Here is a 17,745-nt window from a genome sequence, read left to right as displayed (position 1 = left end):
TTGTCGTAAGCGGCTTGTCGCCGCGCGTGTGATTGCCTAACTGCCCTCTATGATATCGACCAACGAAATCCGCCGCTCCTTTCTCGACTATTTCGCCTCGTCAGGACATGCCGAGATCGCGAGCGCGCCGCTTGTGCCCTACAACGATCCTACCCTGATGTTCGTCAATGCGGGGATGGTTCCGTTCAAGAATGCCTTTACCGGGCTTGAAACCCCGCCGGCTCCGCGCGCCACGAGCTCGCAGAAATGCGTGCGCGCGGGCGGCAAGCACAATGATCTCGACAATGTCGGATATACCGCGCGGCACCACACTTTCTTCGAGATGCTCGGCAATTTTTCCTTCGGCGACTATTTCAAGGAGCAGGCGATCCTGCACGCCTGGAACCTGCTGACCAGGGAATGGGGCCTGGCTCCGGAAAAGCTCACCGCCACGGTCTATCACACCGATGACGAGGCGTTCGATCTGTGGCGCAAGATTTCCGGCCTGCCTGAGGAACGCATCATCCGTATTCCCACTAGTGACAATTTCTGGTCGATGGGTGACACCGGGCCGTGCGGGCCATGCTCGGAAATCTTCTACGATCACGGCGAGCATATCTTCGGCGGCCCCCCGGGAAGCCCGGATGAGGACGGCGATCGCTTTGTCGAGATCTGGAACCTCGTGTTCATGCAGTTCGACCAGCAGGCGGACGGTTCGCGCAGCAATCTGCCGAAGCCTTCGATCGACACTGGCATGGGGCTGGAGCGGATCGCTGCGGTGATGCAGGGCGTGCATGACAATTACGATACTGACACGTTCAAGGCGCTGATCAGCGCCTCGGAAAACCTCACCGGGGTAAAGGCCGCAGGCGATCAGGCAGCCAGCCACCGCGTGATTGCCGATCACCTGCGTTCGACCAGCTTCTTGATGGCCGACGGCGTGCTGCCGTCCAACGAAGGGCGCGGCTATGTGCTGCGCCGGATCATGCGGCGGGCAATGCGCCATGCGCATCTTCTGGGCGCGTCGCAGCCGCTCATGCACCGCCTGGTGCCAGCGCTGGTCACCGAGATGGGCCAGGCCTACCCCGAGCTCGTGCGCGGCCAGGCATTGATCGAGGAAGTGCTCGAGCGTGAGGAAACCCAGTTTCGCAAGACGCTCGACAAGGGGCTGCGCCTGCTGGACGAGGCGACCGGCAGCATGGGCGAGGGCGGAGAACTCGAGGGCGAAACCGCCTTCAAGCTCTATGATACCTACGGTTTCCCATACGATTTGACAGAAGACGCGCTGCGTTCGCGCGGCATCAGTGTTGACCGCGCCGGCTTCGATGCCGCGATGGCGCGCCAGAAGGCGGCGGCCCGCGCGGCGTGGAAGGGCTCTGGCGATGCGGCCTCGGGCGAGGTCTGGTTCGACATTGCCGAGCGCGAAGGCGCGACCGAGTTTACCGGCTATACTGCCACCAGCGGCGAAGGGCGTGTCGTCGCATTGGTAAAGGACGGTGCCGAAGTGGCTCGCGCGACTGCGGGCGATGAATTGGTGATCCTGACCAACCAAACGCCTTTTTATGGCGAAAGCGGCGGGCAGACCGGCGATGCGGGCAGCATTTCGACTGCGGCGGGCCTGCGGGCGGATGTCGTTGACACTTCAAAACCGCTTGGCCGGTTGCACGCGCATCATGTCAGGATTGCCGCCGGTGAAGTCGCGGTTGGCGATACCGTCCACCTCGCAGTCGATGCTGCGCGGCGGAATCGGATTCGTGCCAACCACTCGGCCACCCATCTCGTCCATGCGGCGCTTCGCAACGCACTGGGTGCGCATGTGACGCAGAAGGGTTCGCTGGTTGCGGATGACCGGTTCAGGTTCGATTTCTCTCACCCCAAGCCGCTGACAGCAGAGGAAATCGCAGCCGTAGAGGCCGAAGTGAATGCCGAGATTCGCGCGAATGAGCCGGTTTCGACCCGTTTGATGAGCCCCGATGATGCTGTGGAAGCGGGCGCGCTGGCGCTGTTTGGCGAGAAATATGGCGACGAGGTGCGCGTGCTGGCGATGGGCCGCGCGGGCGAGGGCGGGCGCAATTACTCGGTCGAACTGTGCGGCGGCACGCATGTGCGGGCAACCGGCGACATCGGCATTTTCCGTATCGTATCGGAAGGCGCGGTGAGTTCAGGCGTGCGCCGGATCGAAGCGCTTACCGGCGAGGCGGCGCGCAAATGGCTGGTCGACCGCGAGGAAGCGCTGAAGACTGCCGCAAGCGAAATTCGCGCGACCCCGGAAGAGGTGCCTGCCCGGCTTGCGGCTTTGCTGGCCGAACGCAAGGTGCTGGAAAAGGAGCTGGCCGAAGCGAAAAAGGCACTGGCGCTTGCGGGCGGCGGTTCTTCGGGGCCGGTGCAAATAGCGGATGAGGAAATCGCCGGCGTCACCTTCAGCGGGCAAGTGCTCGACGGGCTCGACCCCAAGGAGCTGCGGCCACTGCTCGATGAAGCCAAACACAGGCTTGGATCGGGCATTGCGGCAGCCGTGGCGGTGAATGACGGCAAGGCCGCCTTTGCCGTGGCAGTCACCGACGACCTGACCGAGCGTTTCAGCGCAGTCGACCTGGTGCGCGTGGGCGTCGAGGCGCTGGGCGGCAAGGGCGGCGGCGGGCGGGCCGACATGGCACAGGGCGGCGGGCCCGATGGCAGCAAGGCGCAGGAAGCGCTTGCAGCCGTGCGCGATGCGCTGGCCAAGGTCAGCGCCTAACCCCTGCCAGGTTAACTTTCGAGCGTGCCGGTGCGCAGTTTGGGGCGATGGTCGAGTTCGCCATCCCGTTCCAGCTGCAAGCGGAATTCGTCACGCTTTTCGTGGATCGAGGCGATCACCGGGCCCATTGCCACGCCGATATCGACCAGCACGGCTTCCGACAATTGCAGTGTTGCCTCGAGCGTTTCGGGCACCGCATGGCTTGCCCCGGCGCGGTAAAGCTCGGCAGCGTGTTCGGGATCTCGCGCGCGGGCGACGATCAGCAAATCAGGATATTGGGCGCGAAGCTTTGCGACCAGCCTTTGCACCAGAACCGGCTCGTCCATTGTCAGCACAACTGCGGGCGCGGTTTCGATACCGAGCCGCGACAAGGCATCTCCGCGCGCTGCATCGCCGAATATCGCACGATAGCCTTCCCGCTTGGCGCGTTCGATCATGTCTGAATCCGAATCAACCGCAACATAAGGCTTGCCATGCACGGTAAGCATATCTGCAATCAGCCGTCCTACCCGTCCGGCACCAACGATGATCGTGCGCGGCTCGTCCTTGTCATCCTCGGGCAGTTCCGGTGCAGGCTCGACCCGCCATGCGATCGACCGGCCGAGGCGAGCGAGCAACGGCGTGACCGTCAATCCGATGGCAGTCACTATCTGCCAGAACTGCGCGGTTTCAGCGTCGATCAACAGCGCCGAGCTGGCGGCGGCAAGTACGATCAGCGTGGTTTCGCTGGGGCTCGCCATCAGCACGCCGGTTTCTGCCGAAGTGCCGCGCCGCGCGCCCATCAGGCGCAACAATATGCCCGTCACCAGTGCCTTGAATACCAGCACGCCCACCACCGCCATTGTGATCGAGCCAAGATTTTCCCAGATGGTGATCAGGTTGATGCTCATGCCAATCGTAATCAGGAACACGCCCAGCGCCAGGCCTTTGAATGGCTCCATGATGGATTCGACTTCGCCGTGATATTCGGTTTCGGCAATCAGCAGGCCCGCGATCAAGGCCCCGACAATTGGCGACAATCCGACTGCAGACGTGGCAAGGCTTGCGCCGATCACCACCAGTAGCGAGGCGGCCAGGAAGAGTTCGGGGCTCTTCGTGCGTGCAGCCTGCGCGAACAACCGGGGCAAGCCGATGCGGCCAAGCACCAACAGCACCAGCACAACCAGCCCGCCCTGCCACAATGTGTTGGCCATTCCTTCCCAGCCGGCGTCGGCCGCGTAGGGGGCCATCGCGCCCAGGATGAAGACGATCGGCACGATCATGATGTCTTCGAACAGAAGCATCGACAGCGCGGCGCGCCCGACCGGTGTTCTGGTTCCCGATATCGGCAGCACGATCGCAGTCGAGGAGAAGGCGAGCGCAAAACCCAGCGCCAGCGCCCCCGTCCAGGCCTGTCCGCCTGCCAGGCCCAGGAAGGCCGCCAGAGCGGTGCCGATGATCAGCAGTTCCAGCGCGCCCAGGCCGAACACCAGCTTGCGCAATTGCCACAACCGATTGAAGCTGAGCTCCAGCCCGATTGCGAACAGCAACAGGATGATCCCGAAATCGGCAAACGGCGTGAGGCGTCCGGAATCGGTGATCGTGATATATCTGAGCCAAGGTATCTCGGGCACCAGCGTGCCCAGCCCAAAGGGGCCAACCGCTATCCCGATCAGGATGAAGCCGATGATCGGCGTGATGCGGAAACGGGCGAAGACCGGGATCACGATCCCTGCGGCGCCCAGGATCACCAGCGCATCGGACAACATCGGAGAGGGAGCAAGTTCGCCAGCCATGGGGTATCTATAGCGCGCCCGTCGCGTCCGTCACCCGCTTTGCCGCTCTATCCCGCCGGTCTATCCCCCGCGCCCGCCATGCGGACCGGTTGACGGCTCTACCGAGTCGCCATCTTCGCCGATCCGCGGGCTCACCTGGCCCACGCGCTTGTCCCATTCGATACGGTAAAGATCGAACCGGCGATCGGCGAGATTCTGCACTGTGCCTTCCGCCCGAGCCCAGCTGAGATCGGCGAGGTTCACGTCGCTGATCGTCAGCGTTTCTACGTTTTCGCTTGCTTCGGCTGCGATCCCGTCGCGTGCAAAGGGGAAATCGCATGGGGTCAGGATGCAGCTTTGTGCATACTGGATGTCCATATTGGCGACATTGGGCAAATTACCGACATTGCCCGAAAGCACGACAAAGCACTGGTTCTCGACCGCCCGGGCCGCAGCGCAATAGCGCACCCGCATATATCCCTGGCGGTTGTCGGTGCAGAAGGGCACGAAGATGATCCGCGCGCCTTCATCAACCAGCCGCCGGGCGAGCTCGGGAAATTCGCAGTCATAGCAGATTAGCACGCCGATCGGCCCGCAATCGGTCGGGATCGCGTCGATACTGTCGCCGCCCTTGATGTTCCACCAATAGGCTTCATTGGGAGTGGGGTGGATCTTCTCCTGCGCGTGGATCGATCCGTCGCGCAGGCAAACATAGGCGACATTATGGATGTCGCCGTCATCCATCTGCGTCGGGTGCGACCCGCCGATGATGTTGATATTATAGCCCAGCGCCATTTCGCTCAGCGCCTTGCGGATACGCGGGGTATAATGGCTCAGCGTTTCGACCGCTTCTTGCGGGCTCAGCACCTTTTCCTCCGCGCTCAGCAGCATCAGCGTGAACATTTCGGGAAAGACGATGAAGTCGGCTTCGTAATCCGCCGCTACGTCAACGAAATATTCGACATGTTTCATGAACTCGTCGAATCCCGAAACCGCGCGCGCCTGGAGCTGGCAAGTGGCGATCCGAACGCTCTCGACGTCACGTGGCAGGCGATGCTTCCTCGGAGTGTCGCCATCGACATAGGGATTGCGCCACACCATCCGCACGGCATTGGCTTTCGACTGCTTGTCTTCAGGCAGGTATTTTTCGAGTATACCTTGCGGCTCAAAGCCATTGGCCAGTTGGAAACGCAGGACAGGATCGTGGATCTTACCTTCGAGCACCATCTTGAGATATTCGCCGGGCGTGCGCGTGCGGTTGGTCTTGCGGCGCTGGGCGCGGGCAAATCCGGGCATTCGACCGCCGAACACGATTCCATTCAGTTCCAGGCGTTCGGCCAGTGCGCGGCGTTCTTCGTAGAGCCGCCGCCCGATCCGTGTGCCGCGGACCTTGGGATCGACGCACATTTCATAGCCATACAGCCATTCGCCCTTGGCATTGTGGCGGCTGCCGAAGCCGTTGCCGGTCACTTCGTCCCAGCTGTGATCGGAAAAAGCGAGTTGCTGGCTGAGCCTCATTGAGGCGCAATAGCCCACCAGCTTGCCGTCAAGGCGTGCAATGAAGCAGCCCTCTGGGTAATTGTTAATCTGTCCGCGGATCTCGCCGTGCGTATAGGCGGGCAGGTCATGATAGGCGCGGCGCACAAGGTCCGCGATGGCACGAACGTCGGACAGTTCGGCCTGACGAACTTCCAGGCGGGCTTTGCTTCGCGGCTGTGTCATATAAATCTTCTACCCGACCTTAAATAGAAAGGGCAGCCTTTCCGGTTTCGAATAGGCTGCCCTTAACTTGCGCTATGGCGTAGTTGCTGTTCCCAAGATCAGTTCCAGCCCTGCATTTCCTTTTCAAGGTTCTGCACGATCGCCTCGAAGAACTGCTCGGTGGTAAGCCAGCTCTGTTCCGGGCCGATCAGCAGCGCCAGATCTTTGGTCATCGCGCCGCTCTCGACGGTTTTGATGCAAACCCGCTCAAGCGTTTCGGCAAAGCGCACCACGTCGGGCGTGCTGTCGAACTTGCCGCGATACATCAGCCCGCGCGTCCAGGCGAAGATCGAGGCAATCGGATTGGTGCTGGTTGCCTTGCCTTGCTGGTGCTGGCGATAATGGCGGGTAACGGTGCCGTGCGCGGCTTCGGCTTCCACGGTCTTGCCATCAGGCGTCATGAGCACCGAAGTCATCAGCCCGAGCGAGCCAAAGCCCTGCGCCACGGTGTCGGACTGCACATCGCCGTCATAGTTCTTGCAGGCCCACACGAACTTGCCGCTCCACTTGAGTGCGCTGGCAACCATGTCGTCAATCAGGCGGTGTTCGTAGGTGATGCCTGCTTCCTTGAACTTTTCCGCGAAGCCTTCGTTGTCGAACACTTCCTGGAACAGATCCTTGAAGCGCCCGTCATAGGCTTTCAGAATGGTGTTCTTGGTGGAAAGGTAAACCGGCCAGCCAAGGTTCAAACCATAGTTGAAACTCGAGCGGGCGAAATCTCGGATCGAATCGTCAAGATTATACATCGCCATGGCGACGCCTGCGCTGGGGAAATCGAACACGTCGAGATCGATCTTGGTGCCGTCTTCACCGTCGAACACCAGGCGCAGCTTGCCGGGGCCGGGGATGAGCGTGTCGGTGGCCTTGTATTGGTCCCCGAAGGCATGGCGGCCGACCACGATCGGGTCGGTCCAGCCCGGCACCAGCCGCGGGACATTGTCGATCACGATCGGCTCACGGAACACCACCCCGCCCAGGATATTGCGGATCGTGCCGTTGGGGCTCTTCCACATTTTCTTGAGGCTGAATTCCTCGACCCGCTGTTCATCGGGGGTGATGGTCGCGCACTTCACGCCCACGCCATATTGCTTGATCGCATTGGCGGCATCGATGGTGATCTGGTCATCGGTCTCGTCGCGTTTTTCGACGGAAAGATCGTAATATTTCAGGTCGACGTCGAGATAGGGCAGGATCAGCCGCTCGCGGATCCACTGCCAGATGATGCGGGTCATTTCGTCGCCGTCGAGCTCGACAATCGGGTTTTTGACCTGGATTTTCTGCATGGTTGCCTGTTGCCTCTTATGGGGATGTTCGAATTTGCGAGGGCTTTAGCAGAGCAAGGCGCGCGTGCAAGGGAGGCGGGGCGCAATAAAAAACCCGCCGACTTGCGGCGGGTTTTCGATGGTGGGCGTAGCTGGGATTGAACCAGCGACCCCTACGATGTCAACATAGTGCTCTACCACTGAGCTATACGCCCGCACCATCGCAATGCCGTTCCAGGAACGGGGGAGAGGCCCCTTAGCTTGAGCCTCGCGCCCGATCAAGCGATTCGGGAATATTCAAATGGACGCTTCGCGCTGGTCTTCAAAAATCCGTTCCACTTCCAACACGAGATCGCGCAGGTGGAACGGCTTGGAGAGTATCCTTGCATGGGGTTGTTCACGGCTGGCCTTCAGCGAAACCGCGGCAAACCCGGTAATGAACATAACCTTGGTGCGCGGCGCGATTTCCGCACAGCGTTGGGCCAATTCGATCCCGTCCATTTCCGGCATCACGATATCGGATAGCAGGAGATCAAAGTGCTGTTCCTGCAAGAAAGGTACCGCAGCCGTGCCGCGATCGACCGCGACCACTTCATATCCTGCCTTGGTTAGCGCGCGCTCCAGATAGGTGCGCATGGCTTCCTCGTCCTCTGCCAACAGGATGCGCAAGGAATTTTGTGCTGTCATCCGCCCCAGTTAGCACGAAGCACTTAAGAAACCTTTTTCACCCTCCCTGTTCTGACTGTCCCTGCGGTGCGCCGCATGGTTTTGGGCTTTGACAGGAGTTCCGCGAGCATGCAGCAATGCTGCATGGTTAACCACAAGGTCGAATCATCCCATATCCGGCTGGAACCGGGCGGCTTCATCACCGGGCTCGACGATCGGCCGGCGTTCTCGCTGACGGCACCGAAATCGCTGCCTATTCCTGTCTTGATCACGGTTCCGCATGCCGGGCGTGACTATCCCTCATCGTTGCTGGCGCAAATGCGCGACCCTGATTTCGCCTGCCTCAGGCTGGAAGATCGCTATATCGACGAGGTTGCGCAGGCGATTGCCGATGCGACCGGGGCAGCGCTGATTATCGCGCATGCGCCGCGGGCAATGCTTGATCTCAATCGTGCGCGCGATGACGTCGATTGGGAAATGATCGCAGGATCCAAACCCCACCCGGTGCGCCATTCGCAGGCCAATCGCCGTGCTCGCAGCGGGTTGGGGCTGGTGCCTCGACGATTGCCGGGCTTTGGCGAGATCTGGCGGGAAAAACTGCAACACGAAGAGCTTGCCCGGCGGATCGAGGGGATTCATCAACCCTATCACGCTGCGACTTCGCGTGAACTTCAGAGAATCCGTGACGAGTGGGGCGCTGCGCTGCTGATCGACCTTCATTCGATGCCGCCCCTGCGCGTGTCGAACGACCGGCCCGAGCCGGTGCAGTTTGTCATCGGGGATCGTTTTGGCACGGCATGCGATGGGGCGCTGGTTACTCGCGGCTGCCAGTATCTGGAAAGCAGGGGCAAGGGGGCAGCGCTTAACCGGCCTTATGCTGGCGGGTTTGTGCTGGATACCCATTCCGCCCCGCCATTGGGCATCCATGCCTTGCAGCTCGAAGTGTGTCGCTCGATCTATCTTGACGCCCGGCTTGAGCGGCCAACCGCGCGAATAGCGCCGCTGGCAAGGCTGCTGGCCGGCCTGGTGCGCGATCTGGGCGAGGCAACCGCGCGCATGGGGCACGGCGGAGATATGCGGCAGGCGGCTGAATAGCGCCGCTGTGACATCAATTTCCTGATAACAAATAAAAAACCACCTCGTGCAAGCGCACGAGGTGGCCAAGGTTCAGGGAGGATGCACCTGAAAAGGTGCAAAATCCGGGCAGGCAATGAGGGAAGCCTACCCGAACACTTGCAATCTAGGAGCTAGTGCGAAGGCTTTCAAGGGCCTGGCACAGCGCCGCTGGATGCCGTCAGCTGACCGCGTCGATCGATTCAGTGCCGGCATTGGGCAACGGAACCCGGCCCTGTTGCAATTGCCGGCCGAAGATAACGCTCATCAGATTGAGCGAGAAGAGATGCGCGTGGATGAGCAGCAGAGCACCGCCCTTGTTGAGCTCTTCAAGCGTTGCGGCCGGAAGCTCGCGCAGCTTCTTTTCGTCAACCATCATGAATCCGCGATAGATGAACGGCTTGTCAGGATCTTCATTGCGGGTGATGGCGATTTCGCCATCCATCAGCAGTTGGTGCTTTTTCAACTCGTCCATGAATGCCCGTGTCCGCATCCCCGATTCTTCGAACGACTGGCAGAAATTGAGCACGCCCTTGGTGTATTCAGTGGGCTGGCCGTCAGCCGTGAACACCTCGTTACCCTCGGCAAATTCGCCGACCACGCCCGCGCTCGGGTCAAAGCACAGCGACAGCTCTTCGCTATCCGGGCGCAACTTGGCGAGCATAAAAGGATATCGCCTCGTGTAGGCAGGAAGGTAGACATTCTCGGAGATCTTGCCGTCCTCGCCCACAAAGGTGTTCACACCTTCGTTGAGACCCATCAGCGCCAGCGGAACCGGATTTTCACCGGCGCTGAAAACGATCGGGAAGTGACGTTGCGTGTCGATGAACTCATCCACTGTAACAGGGACGGCATGTGTTTGGCCGATAAAGGCGGCGGTTTCGAACTGTGTGACCTTCCAGCCCTTGTGGTCACGGCTGTTGAGCGGCATCAAGTCCTTGTAGAACAGTGGCAGTTGGGGTTGCGGCGCGCTGGCCATTGAAATTCTCCAAAATGGCAATCTGAATAATGAAGCGGCCTCGCTGGACAGCCAGCGGGCCGAGCGACGGGCGCTTTAGGGCTTAGTGCCTGAAGAGGCAAGCGGCAGGAGTTTTCCGGGATTGAGCAATCCCATGGGATCGAGCGCTTGCTTGATGCTGCGCATGATCGACAGCACGGCAGGGTCGGCCAGGCGCCCCAGTTCGTCACGTTTCATTCGTCCGATTCCGTGTTCAGCGCTGATCGATCCGCCATATTCGGTCACCAGGTCATGCACATGCCGACTGATGGACTGGCCTTCGGCTTGTTCCCATTCGCCGCGCACCACGCCTGGTGGCGCAAGCACATGGAAATGCACATTGCCGTCCCCCAGATGCCCGAAGGCCACACCGGTTACGCCGGGAAACCGCGTTTCTACATCGGGAATAGCTGCCTCGATAAAATCGGGCATGCTTTCCACCGGCACTGAAATGTCGTGCTGCATTGCGGGGCCGATCGCGCGCTCCGCCGGAGCGATCGCATCCCGCAGCTGCCAGAACTGTTCGGCCTGGGTTTCGCTTGTGGCAATCGCGGCATCGCGCACAAGGCCGGCGTCCAGCGCCTGAACCAGCGTAGCCTCCACCTTTTCACGCAGGGCATGGGCTTGCGCTGGCGATGCCACCAACTCGACCAGCGCGTTCCAGGGGTATGGTTCGGCCAGCGGGGCACGGGCATCTGGCAGGTAGGCAAGCACGCTGTCGAGACAATGTGCGGGCACCACTTCGAAGCCTTCCAGTTCCTCGGGCATTTCATCGGCGAAATGCAGCAGCAAGCGCCGCGCATCACCGATCGAGCCCAGGCCAACCCATGCTACAACCCGTTCTCCGATCGCTGGAAGCAGGCGCAGTGTTGCTGCGGTCACGATCCCCAACGTCCCTTCGGAACCGATCAGCAACTGCTTGAGGTCGAAACCGCGATTGTCCTTCTTGAGCACGGTAAGCCCGTCAAATATCTGCCCGTCAGCCAGGACTGCCTCGATTCCCAGCACCTGCGCGCGCATCGTGCCATGGCGCAGCACCTGCGTGCCGCCGGCATTGGTCGAAACCAATCCGCCGATGGTAGCCGAACCCTTTCCGCCCAGCGTCAGCGGGAAGCGCAGGTCGTGCCGTTCGGCTTCCTCATGCAGCGTCTGCAGGATTACGCCGGCCTCGCACACTGCCTGCCTGGCAGGAGCATCCAGCTTGCGTATTCTGTTCATCCGCCGCAGCGACAACAGGACCGAATCTCCGCTTTCGTCGGGCGTTGCCCCGCCTGACATGCCGCTGTTTCCGCCTTGCGGGACAATCGGCACGCGATATTCGTTGCACAGCTTCACGAATGCGCCAACTTCCTCGCGCGATGAGGGTGAGGCCAGGCCCAGCGCCCTGCCATGATAGCGCCCGCGCCAGTCGGTGAGCCAGGGTTCAAGCAGTTCGGGATCACAGGTGAAGCCGCCGGGCCCCAGCAGGTCGGCCGCGCGGCGGGCAAATTGATCGGGCGAAGTCATGGCTGTGCCTATGCCATAGTGCTGCCGGAAATAGCCAGCATTTGCGCGCTGAGGAAAATGGATTAAGCCTCCATTCAAGCCGACATGCTAGATCGGCATGGTCTTGGCTACTCAGGGGTCCTGATCCTACACATAATGCCCAGCCTGCTCGCCTATTTCGCGCCACTTGCGCTATTGCTGCCTTTCGGGGCTGTGGAAGAGGCTCGTTCGCCTGTTCTGCAGGACTCGGCCAGGTTCGGCCCGGACGAGGCCGAACTGCCGGTACAGCGCTCTGCCGCGGTGCGAAACATGCTGGTCGGTGAATGGGCTGTGCAGCGCGACAGTGCGCACCAGGTCAGGATTGAGCGGCGGATAACGGTCCGCGTCGTTCCGCGAAGCAGCGCCCCGCGCCAAAGCCTGATGGCTGAAATTCCCCGGCCACCACAACCCACCCGTTTTGAAGAACGCAAAATGGGCAAATGCCTGGCGATCGACGATATCACAGGTGTCCAAACCGGCAGTGGTGACCGGCTGGTGTTGTTCCTGCGTGACCGCAGGATGGTCAGTGCGCGGCTGGAGAAAGCCTGCCGCGCGCGTGATTTCTATTCCGGTTTTTATCTCGAGCGAAACGAGGACGGCAAGATCTGTGTCGATCGCGACAAATTGCTGTCGCGCGCCGGTGCGAATTGCGAGCTTGACCGGTTGCGCGAACTGGTGCCTGCGTCAGATTGAATCCAGCGCCGATAACGCTTGATTTCTTGACTTTGAGCCGGTTTTCGGCAACAGGCGCGGCGTGCGCGGCGCAGTAAAGCGCGGCCGCTCAATTACCGGCGCCTTTTTGGCGCCCATTATCCGGAAAACAATCTACGCATGACATTCGCCGATCTCGGCCTTTCTCCTGAATTGCTCAAGGTGGTTGAAGCTGCCGGGTATACGGAGCCGACTCCAATCCAGGCAGAGGCTATCCCTGCCGTGCTGATGATGAAAGATCTGATCGGGATCGCACAGACCGGCACAGGCAAGACCGCCAGTTTCGTGCTTCCCATGATCGATATTCTTGCGAGCGGGCGCCGGCGCGCGCTGATGCCGCGCTCGCTTATTCTTGAGCCTACCCGCGAGCTTGCCGCCCAGGTGGCGGAAAACTTCGTCAAATACGGCGAAAACCATGATCTCAAGATGGCACTGCTCATTGGCGGCGTGCAGATGGGTGATCAGCTCAAGGCGCTGTCCGACGGGGTTGATGTGCTGATCGCCACGCCGGGGCGGTTGATGGACCTGTTCGAGCGCGGCAAGATCCTGCTCAGTGGATGCGAGCTGCTGGTCATCGACGAAGCGGACCGGATGCTGGACATGGGCTTTATTCCCGACATCGAGTTCATTTGCTCCAAACTTCCCGAAACGCGCCAGACCATGCTGTTTTCGGCAACCATGCCGCCGCCGATTGCAAAGCTTGCAAAGACGTTCCTCAATAACCCGAAACGGATCGAGGTCAGCCGCGCGGCGTCGACCAATGTAAACATCACCGCATTCAAGGTTCCGGTTAAGTCGCGGCAAAAGCGCGATACGCTCCGGTGGCTGCTACAGAACGACCACGTCGAGACCGCGATCATCTTTGCCAATCGCAAAACCACCGTGCGCGAGGTAAACAAGTATCTGCAGCAAAGCGGATTTTCCAGCAGCGAAATCCATGGCGACATGGACCAGTCATCGCGGATCAAGGAGCTTGAAAGGTTCAAGTCGGGTGATGTGAACATTCTCGTCGCCAGCGACGTTGCGGCGCGCGGGCTGGACGTCAAAGGTGTCTCCCACGTCTTCAACTATGACACGCCGTGGCATCCAGACGATTACGTTCACCGCATTGGTCGCACTGGCCGTGCAGGGGCTTTGGGCCGTGCGTTCACCTTCGTTTCCGAAGAGGATGCCGAAGCCATCGCGAATGTCGAAAAACTGACCGGCAACAAGATCAAGGTGTTTGGCAAGGAAGATGTGCGGGTAGAGCTCAAGGCTGCGGCAGACGAAGCCAAGCCTGACGTGCAGCAGCGCGCGAAATCCGAGCAGCGCGAAGACAAGCCTCGCGAAGACAAACCTCGCGAGAATGAGCCACGCAATGCCGAGGCGCGCGAGGAGCGCCCCAAAAAGCGCCCCAGGAAAGAGGCTCGCGAAAAGCCCGCCAGGGTTGAAAAGGCCAGGGCGCCGCGCAAGCCCCGCGATGAAGACGATCAAGCCGTTCCCGCCGGGGAATGGAATGGCCCGCGCCCGGGTTTCCTTGATGTGGGGCTGGGCTAGCCCGAATTGCCCCGGGCGGCGGATTTGGGTTAATCCGCCGCGCTCACAAAGCTGTCGATCACCCGCTTGGTGCCGCTGTGCTCGAACTGGATTTCCAGCCTGTTGCCTTCCTGGTCGGTAACGGTGCCATAGCCGAATTTCTCGTGGAACACGCGCTGGCCAATAGCGATGTCGCTGCGCGGCTTGGCGGCGAAGCTGGCGGCAGAGCGGGTGTTTTCGCGCACGCGCACCTGTTTCGTCTCATAACCGGTTGAAATCGCGCGTTGCCAGCCGGGCCCTCTGTGCGACGATCGTTCGGGCCGGTCGCGGCTGACATGCGCGAAGGGATCCTCGCTCTCGGTCCAGTTGGCGCGCCACAGCGATGCGCCGCCAATTAGTGTCGTTTCCTGCTCGAAATGCTCTTCGGGCAGCTCCTCGATAAAGCGGCTGGGGATGCTGCTGGTCCATTGCCCGTATATCCGGCGGTTGGCGGCGTGCAGGATGGTGCAGCGCCGCCGTGCGCGGGTGATCGCGACATAGGCCAGGCGGCGCTCCTCCTCGAGGCTCGCCAACCCGCCCTCATCGAGCGCGCGCTGTGATGGGAACACGCCTTCTTCCCAGCCGGGCAGGAAGACATGGTCGAACTCAAGCCCCTTCGCCGCATGCATGGTCATGATGGTGACCTTCTCGCCATCATCGGCGGCGTCATTGTCCATCACAAGTGATACGTGCTCGAGGAAATCGCCCAATGTTTCATATTCTTCCAACGCGCGGGCGAGTTCGGAGAGGTTTTCGATCCTTCCCTTGGCCTCGGCAGTCTTCTCGGCATCCAGCATGGCGGAATAGCCCGATTCATCGAGTACCATACGCAGCAATTCGGCCGGGGTGACCTGCTCAGACTGTTCGCGCCAGTGGAGGAACTGGCGCAGCAGGGCGCCGATGGTGTTCGCGGCGCGGGCGGGGAGTTCGTCGCTGTCCGCCAGCTGGAGCGAGGCGGCTGCAAGCGGCATGCCGGTGCGCCGCGCATGAAGGTGCATCTTTTCGAGTGTCTTCGCGCCAAGCCCGCGCTTGGGCTGGTTGTAGATCCGCTCGAAGGCGAGATCGTCCTGCGGCTGGGCGATCACCCGCAGATAGGCCAGTGCATCGCGGATTTCGGCGCGCTCATAGAAGCGGAATCCGCCGACAATCCGGTAATTGAGGCCGATCTGGATAAAGCGGTCTTCAAATTCTCGCGTCTGGTATTGCGCGCGCACCAGGATCGCCACCCGGTCTAACGCAGCGCCTTCACGCTCGAGCCGCTCGATTTCCTCCCCCACGCGGCGCGCTTCCTCGGGCGCGTCCCACACGCCGATCACGCGCAGCTTTTCGCCATGGTCATGCTCGGTCCACAGCGTCTTGTCGTGCCGCTCGCTATTCGCTGCGATCAGGCCCGACGCAGCGCCAAGGATATGCGGGGTAGAGCGATAGTTCTGCTCCAGCTTGACCACCTTGGCGCCCGGGAAATCCTTCTCGAACTTGAGGATATTGGCGACTTCCGCCCCGCGCCAGGAATAGATCGACTGGTCGTCATCACCCACAACGCAGATATTCCTGTGCGCCTGCGCCAGCAGCCGCAGCCACAGGTACTGGACGGCATTGGTGTCCTGATATTCGTCAACCAGGATATATTTGAAGCGCTGCTGGTATTCCTCCAGCACTTCGCGGTGCGTGCGGAAGATGTTGAGCATGTGCAGCATCAAATCCCCGAAATCGCAGGCGTTCAATGCTTTCAGCCGGTCCTGATAGAGCTGGTAGAACTGCTTGCCGCGGCCATTGGCGTAGCTTTCGTTTTCCACCGCATCGAGATCGCCGGGACCCAGCCCGCGGTTTTTCCAGCGATCGATCAAGCTGGCGAGCTGGCGCGCGGGCCAGCGCTTCTCGTCAAGGTCGTTTTGCGTGATGAGCTGCTTGAGCAGGCGCAATTGGTCGTCAGGGTCGATGATGGTGTAATTGCTTTCCAGCCCCACCAGTTCGGCGTGGCGGCGCAGCATCTTGGCGCAGACCGAGTGGAAAGTGCCCAGCCACGGCATGCCCTCGACCGCTTGCCCCAGATGCCGACCCACGCGTTCGCGCATTTCGCGCGCCGCCCGGTTGGTAAAGGTGACGCACAGGATCTGGCTGGGCCAGGCGCGGCGGGTGGCGACAAGATGCGCCAATCGCGCGGTGAGGGCGGCAGTCTTGCCAGTGCCCGCACCGGCCAGCATCAGCACCGGGCCTTCGGTCGTTAGCACGGCCTCGCGCTGCGGCGGGTTAAGCTGCGCGGCATAGGGCGGCAGATCGCGGCCGTTCGGGGCAGGGGGAAGGGTGTTCGGATCGGGCATCGCTATGTGAACAGGTAGAGAACGTTGGCGAAGCGGGCAAGCCTCACGCGGCGCTGGTCAACAGCGTGATCCGCGCTTTGCCGACCTTGCGATCGGCGGCGATCTGAAGCCCTTTGACTTCAACGCTTTCCTTGTCCGAAGTTTCGACAGCAACCCAGGTCGCGGGGCCGATCCAGCCGAGCCGCAGCAGCCGGTCCAGCGCCACCGCAGCAGCGCCGGTGCGATAGGGCGGATCGAGCAGGATCAGATCATAGGGCTCCTTTGCCGAGCCAAGCGACATGACAGAGCCATGCTGCACCGCGCCGCGCTCGCGGGCGTCCAGCGCGAGGACATTGGCGCGGATGGCATCGACAGCGGGCTTGTCCTGTTCAACAAACAGGCAATGCGCCGCGCCGCGCGAAAGCGCCTCCAGCCCCAGCGCCCCCGAGCCGGCGAACAGATCGGCAACGCGCAGTCCTGCAAAGCTGCCCAGCCTGCTGGCGAGCATATTGAACAGCGTTTCGCGGGTACGATCAGCCGTTGGTCGCGTCGCGTCTCCCCGCGGTGCGATCAATTTTCGCCCGCGCCAATCCCCTGCAATGATTCTCATTGGCCGGATGTGCGCTTCATCTGACTGCGAAAGCGCCCTAGTTCGTGGCTGCGGATCTCGCGCGCCGCGCCGCGCGGCAGGTCTTCCAGCTCGAACGGACCATAGGCGGTGCGAATCAAGCGGCTGACTTGTAGCCCGAGATGTTCGAGCACCCGGCGCACTTCACGGTTCTTGCCTTCGGTTATGGTCAGTTCGACCCACTGGTTGCGCCCTGTGCTCCGCTCCAGATTGGCATCGATGTTGCCGTAATTGATGCCGTCGATTGTGATCCCTTCGATCAGCTCTTCAAGCTGCTCCTGCGTCACATCACCGAAGGTGCGGGCCCGATACGTGCGCGGGATGCCCGAAGAAGGTAGCTCCATCTGACGCTTGAGCTCGCCGTCATTGGTCAGCAGCAGCAGCCCCTCGGTATTGAGATCGAGCCGACCGATCGGCATCAGCCGCGGGGTTTTTTTCGGCAGGGCATTGCGCAATGCAGTATAGATCGTGGGGCGCCCCTTGGGGTCGCTTTCGGCCGTAATCAGGCCGGTCGGCTTGTGGAACGCAAACAGCCGCGTGGGCTCGGGCGGCGCAACCGGCTTGCCATCAACCGTCACGCCCGTGAGATCCTTCAGGATCGTAGCCGGCGTTTCAAGGATCAATCCGTCGATCGCGATACGCCCATCGGCGATCATGCGTTCGACCTCGCGGCGGCTGGCAACGCCGGCGCGTGCGAGCAATTTTGCAATACGTTCGCCTTCGGGGCGTGGTTCCGACTTCATCATCCGCCGAGTAGGC

The 17,745-nt window shown here is 61.2% G+C and carries 13 protein-coding genes and 1 tRNA gene; 4 read left to right on the top strand and 10 right to left on the bottom strand.

Annotated elements, in window-relative coordinates:
* Nucleotides 1-49 precede the first annotated feature (49 nt).
* A complete protein-coding gene (gene alaS, locus ACX3VQ_RS10335; RefSeq protein WP_462580978.1) occupies nt 50-2,716 on the top strand; it encodes an alanine--tRNA ligase in 2,667 nt (888 codons plus the stop codon).
* An 11-nt stretch (nt 2,717-2,727) separates the two neighbouring features.
* Here the strand turns inward: alaS and ACX3VQ_RS10330 are convergent, their stop codons facing one another.
* From ACX3VQ_RS10330 to cpdR, 5 genes are all read right to left on the bottom strand, one after another.
* Nucleotides 2,728-4,491, bottom strand: a complete 1,764-nt coding sequence (locus ACX3VQ_RS10330) for a cation:proton antiporter domain-containing protein (protein WP_462580977.1) — start codon at nt 4,489-4,491, stop codon at nt 2,728-2,730.
* Nucleotides 4,492-4,551: 60 nt separating this feature from the next.
* The gene (locus ACX3VQ_RS10325) at nt 4,552-6,192 is read right to left on the bottom strand and encodes a GNAT family N-acetyltransferase (protein ID WP_462572856.1); all 1,641 of its coding nucleotides are present in this window, start codon (nt 6,190-6,192) and stop codon (nt 4,552-4,554) included.
* Between the two features lie 98 nt (nt 6,193-6,290).
* Nucleotides 6,291-7,514 (bottom strand): NADP-dependent isocitrate dehydrogenase, encoded by a 1,224-nt coding sequence (locus tag ACX3VQ_RS10320; RefSeq protein WP_462580976.1) that lies wholly within the window; start codon nt 7,512-7,514, stop codon nt 6,291-6,293.
* 119 nt (nt 7,515-7,633) lie between these two features.
* Nucleotides 7,634-7,708: transfer RNA gene (locus ACX3VQ_RS10315), tRNA-Val, on the bottom strand.
* Between the two features lie 82 nt (nt 7,709-7,790).
* Complete coding sequence (gene cpdR / locus ACX3VQ_RS10310; RefSeq protein WP_462572858.1) at nt 7,791-8,180, bottom strand: response regulator; 390 nt, start codon at nt 8,178-8,180, stop codon at nt 7,791-7,793.
* A 123-nt stretch (nt 8,181-8,303) separates the two neighbouring features.
* On the opposite strand from cpdR, the gene ACX3VQ_RS10305 reads away from it, so the two are divergent.
* Nucleotides 8,304-9,254 (top strand): N-formylglutamate amidohydrolase, encoded by a 951-nt coding sequence (locus ACX3VQ_RS10305; RefSeq protein WP_462580975.1) that lies wholly within the window; start codon nt 8,304-8,306, stop codon nt 9,252-9,254.
* 199 nt (nt 9,255-9,453) lie between these two features.
* Here ACX3VQ_RS10305 and ACX3VQ_RS10300 read toward each other — a convergent pair whose 3' ends face one another.
* Nucleotides 9,454-10,251, bottom strand: a complete 798-nt coding sequence (locus tag ACX3VQ_RS10300; protein ID WP_462580974.1) for a SapC family protein — start codon at nt 10,249-10,251, stop codon at nt 9,454-9,456.
* A 75-nt stretch (nt 10,252-10,326) separates the two neighbouring features.
* Nucleotides 10,327-11,775, bottom strand: coding sequence for an FAD-binding oxidoreductase (locus tag ACX3VQ_RS10295; protein WP_462580972.1), 1,449 nt, complete (start codon nt 11,773-11,775; stop codon nt 10,327-10,329).
* A gap of 135 nt (nt 11,776-11,910) precedes the next feature.
* Between ACX3VQ_RS10295 and ACX3VQ_RS10290 the strand changes: the two genes are divergently transcribed.
* A complete protein-coding gene (locus ACX3VQ_RS10290; RefSeq protein WP_462580971.1) occupies nt 11,911-12,486 on the top strand; it encodes a hypothetical protein in 576 nt (191 codons plus the stop codon).
* A 138-nt stretch (nt 12,487-12,624) separates the two neighbouring features.
* Nucleotides 12,625-14,040 (top strand): DEAD/DEAH box helicase, encoded by a 1,416-nt coding sequence (locus ACX3VQ_RS10285; RefSeq protein ID WP_462580970.1) that lies wholly within the window; start codon nt 12,625-12,627, stop codon nt 14,038-14,040.
* 29 nt (nt 14,041-14,069) lie between these two features.
* Here ACX3VQ_RS10285 and ACX3VQ_RS10280 read toward each other — a convergent pair whose 3' ends face one another.
* From ACX3VQ_RS10280 to ACX3VQ_RS10270, 3 genes are read right to left on the bottom strand one after another with little or no spacing between them, the layout of a single operon-like run.
* The gene (locus ACX3VQ_RS10280; RefSeq protein ID WP_462580969.1) at nt 14,070-16,379 is read right to left on the bottom strand and encodes an ATP-dependent helicase; all 2,310 of its coding nucleotides are present in this window, start codon (nt 16,377-16,379) and stop codon (nt 14,070-14,072) included.
* Nucleotides 16,380-16,422: 43 nt separating this feature from the next.
* Nucleotides 16,423-16,968 (bottom strand): 16S rRNA (guanine(966)-N(2))-methyltransferase RsmD, encoded by a 546-nt coding sequence (rsmD, locus tag ACX3VQ_RS10275; protein ID WP_462580968.1) that lies wholly within the window; start codon nt 16,966-16,968, stop codon nt 16,423-16,425.
* Entirely contained in the window at nt 16,965-17,729 is a 765-nt protein-coding gene (locus ACX3VQ_RS10270; RefSeq protein ID WP_462572869.1) for a pseudouridine synthase, read from the bottom strand. The genes rsmD and ACX3VQ_RS10270 overlap by 4 nt, the downstream gene beginning before the upstream one ends.
* Between the last annotated feature and the right edge of the window lie 16 nt (nt 17,730-17,745).

The sequence above is a fragment of the Altererythrobacter chaiwopuensis genome, assembly GCF_054957735.1.
This window is presented reverse-complemented; position numbering and strand designations above follow the sequence as displayed.